This is a genomic window from Microcoleus sp. BR0-C5 (assembly GCF_036705045.1).
Classification (GTDB): Bacteria; Cyanobacteriota; Cyanobacteriia; order Cyanobacteriales; family Microcoleaceae; genus Microcoleus.
Genome location: NZ_JAUBTR010000069.1, coordinates 3358 through 6904, shown reverse-complemented (window position 1 = coordinate 6904; position 3547 = coordinate 3358). Strand labels below are relative to the sequence as shown.

Annotated in this window: 3 protein-coding genes and 1 pseudogene; 2 read left to right on the top strand and 2 right to left on the bottom strand. The window is 45.3% G+C overall.

Annotated features, from left to right (window positions below; all coding sequences use genetic code 11):
- Positions 1-145 precede the first annotated feature (145 nt).
- Positions 146-1564, bottom strand: a complete 1419-nt coding sequence (locus tag QUB08_RS25250; RefSeq protein ID WP_333228150.1) for an ATP-binding protein — start codon at positions 1562-1564, stop codon at positions 146-148.
- A gap of 192 nt (positions 1565-1756) precedes the next feature.
- The gene (locus QUB08_RS25245; RefSeq protein WP_333156136.1) at positions 1757-2587 is read right to left on the bottom strand and encodes an alpha/beta hydrolase; all 831 of its coding nucleotides are present in this window, start codon (positions 2585-2587) and stop codon (positions 1757-1759) included.
- 158 nt (positions 2588-2745) lie between these two features.
- Here QUB08_RS25245 and QUB08_RS25240 point away from each other — a divergent pair, with 158 nt between their 5' ends.
- Positions 2746-2946, top strand: coding sequence for a hypothetical protein (locus QUB08_RS25240; RefSeq protein WP_006634481.1), 201 nt, complete (start codon positions 2746-2748; stop codon positions 2944-2946).
- 157 nt (positions 2947-3103) lie between these two features.
- Positions 3104-3547, top strand: a pseudogene (locus QUB08_RS25235) (BamA/TamA family outer membrane protein); the annotation flags it as partial.

Here is a 3547-nt window from a genome sequence, read left to right as displayed (position 1 = left end):
GCGGGACGCCCGTGCCACAGTTAACACAGGCGGGACGCCCGTGCCACAGTTAACACAGGCGGGACGCCCGTGCCACAGTTAACACAGGCGGGACGCCCGTGCCACACATAGTTAAAATAGATAAATTTGGATGTTAGTAAATTGCTTAAGTTTGCTGGATCGGCAGTTCCATGATAAACTCGGTTCCCTTGCAGGGTTCCGACTCGCACCGAAGCGATCCTCGGTGATTCTCTACTAAGATTTTGTAGACAATAGACAATCCTAAACCGGTACCTTTACCGATTTCCTTGGTGGTGAAAAACTGCTCGAACATTCGTTCTTTTATCTGTGGTGTCATTCCGGGTCCCGTGTCAGCAATCCGCACTCTCACGCGATCGGGCCCTGCTAATTCTGTGCTGATAAAAATTTTTAGCGCAGCATTGGGCTGATTTTGTGCTGCCTCGTCCAAAGCATCGATCCCGTTGGTAATTAGATTCATAAATACTTGATTTAGCTGTCCTGAATAACACTCTACAAGAGGCAATTTTCCATAATTTTTAACTACTTGAATATCGCGACGGTCTATTTGAGAATTGAGACGGTTTCGCAAAATTAACACGGTGCTGTCAATGCTGTCGTGCAAATCGCACATGGTCATGTTACTGTTATCGGTTCGCGAAAAGTTGCCCATAGATTTGACAATTTCGCGAATGCGATTGGAACCCATTTGCATGGAAGACATAACTTTAGGCAAGTCTTCAACTAGAAAATCAAGATCTATCTCTTCGATTTTAGCTGTGATTTCGGGACAGGGATTGGGACAGTATTCTCGATAGAGACGCAGCAGGTTCAGCAAATCTTGAGTATAAATTGCGGCATGGCTCAAGTTGCCGTAAATAAAACTAACTGGGTTATTAATTTCGTGGACGATACTAGCCATTAGCGCTCCCAGGGAAGACATTTTTTCGCTGTGGAGGAGTTGAGCTTGAGTTTGTTTGAGTTCGCAAAGTGCGCGATCGAGCTGGGCCGCTTGAGCTTCCGCTTTCGAGGTAGCAGCACAACTTTCTTGATAAAGTTCAACCTGTTTGAGGTCGATTTCAAATTGTTCGATTTCGCTTTCTTGCTGGTATTGACTCACCACGGCATCGAAAGCTTCTAGCAAGTCGCCGCCCGCTGCTTCCACAATGTACTGCAGGTGGGGGTTTTCCAGCATGAGTTCGGCATCAGGAACTTGCACCAATGCTTTTATTTGATCGATATATGCGCGCACTTGTTTGTCTAAATACAGTGGCGGCTCAAAATACATTGCCTTGACGGTGGCTGAAGGCGGACTCAATAAGTTGATGCTGCTGCTAGTATTAATTAAGTCGCGGTGCGATTTTTCCATAAGCTCGATCGCCTCTAACAAATTCACCCGCAGTTTTGCTCTTTCTGCCGCATTCTCCGAGCAAACTAACCTCATGCAAAAAAAAGCCGTTCGTTGGGAAAGCATTCGCTGGCGGCCGCTGATGTTAATTACCGCAGCACTAATTTTTCTGGCTGTCGTAATTTCTTCCAGATTAAAGTAGTTGCTCAGTGCTGCCATTGGTAATACCCCCGACTCCACTAAATGTCTGTAGCTCCTGCTGACACAAGATTTAAGAGCCATAAAAAAAATTGTACAATACACTAATCAATATATTCTGTATTTCCTAATAAAGTAGTATACTAAAACACAATTATTTTCCATTTGTGGCTTATCACAATTTTTATGATTCGGCTTCTTGCACAGTTTTTCTTAATTATTCAAAAATTCACAAGTCAACTTCGCCATAATTGGAGCTTGAGTTTGCGGCAACCCGTGAGTGGCATTGGGAATAATTGCTAACTCTGCCCCCGGTATCTCGCCCGCGTAGGTTTCACAGTGCCATAGAGGAATTGTTTCGTCACTCTCTGCTGCGATAACTAAGGTAGGAATTTGCAATTTGTGAATTTCTTTTTCTACTGTATCAACTGCATCTTCTGGCCGCATCCGACTCATTAAAAATGACCTTGCTACTGGTTGAGACATTAACTCCCTGCGCCACCCGGAAATTTGCTGCAATTTCTCACTTTTTCCCGCTAAACTAGCAAAAGGTTTTGCCAACTGCAAGGCCCAATCAACAACTGGAGTTTCCCACAATAGCGGCCGCAAAGCATCGTATTGACCGCAAAAACTGTCGTCCCGAATTCCGGCTGGTGCTGCTAACACTAAACTGCTGACAGAATTAGGATATTTGAGGGAATATGCAGATGCTACCCAACCGCCAAAAGAATGTCCGATGATGCAGCAGGGTTCGATATTTAGTTGTTCTACAACTTGCCGGACAAAAGCAACTTCTACAGCTACGTCGTAGCGGATTTCTGGTTTGCTGGATTCTCCAAAACCCAACATATCTAAACTGATGCACCGAAACTGAGATTGCAATAACTCAATTAATGGCAGCCAGCAAGTCTTTTCTCCGAAGAAACCGTGCAACATCAATAAGGGTCTGCCGCACCCGATGTCGAGGTAGGTGGCTGTTTGGGTGGTGCTATTGACAAATGTACTTAATGTGTGCTTTTGTCCTACAAGTGCTTGAGACTGCATGGGGATCGACTCCTGATAGGTAAGAAATATTTGTAAAGGATTGTAACAAAAAAGCAGTCCAAACGTTAAACTTCATTACGGAGTACACAGTTAGAAATAGACCATGATATTGTCTATGATTATTAGAAAATTCTACAAACTCAAAGCAGGAGAACACTTTGAACTCTACTTTAAAACAGTACCCGGCTTGCTCTCTTCGCGAAGATGTCAGTGAGTACGTAGCACACCTACAGCTTCACATGACGTTACAAGCTCGCAACTTGCTCCCTACCATTACTACCGCTAAGGATAGTCGCGAACAACTGTTGCAGCAGACTCAGGCTCATTTTGAGAAACGTGTTTCTCGACAAGCTATTTAAACAAATTTAACGATCGCCCGCGGTCGATCGAACTTTCCCACATTTCAGCATCCCAGAAACCCGGTAGCCTCAAAAATACCGGGTTTCTTTTCGGCTAATTATGCAGGGAGCCCGGTTTTGGGTAATATGCGTTGGGTGTGCTTTAAATTTAATGTCTATGCGAATTTCGATTATTGCATTTTTGACTTTGGCGGCGCTGGGTGGTGGCGAATTGGCAGCGCGGGCGATCGATCCGAGTGCCGCACCGACTGAGGCCCAGTTGAGAGAGGGAACCGCAGAAATTGACAGGCGAGATGCCTGTCCCACAACGGCGCAGAGGGAGGAGGATGAGGTGAGTCTCACATCTGGCACCATTCTCCAGAACGGGCAAGATGCCCGTTCCACAAGAGATGAATTGTTTTGTGGCACAGGCATCTTGCCTGTTCATCAAAAGCTGATAGAAAATGGTGCAGCATCTCTCAAGAACGGTGCAGCATCTGTCAAGAACGGGCAAGATGCCCGTTCCACAAGAGATGAATTGTTTTGTGGCACAGGCATCTTGCCTGTTCATCAAAAGCTGATAGAAAATGGTGCAGCATCTCTCAAGAACGGTGCAGCATCT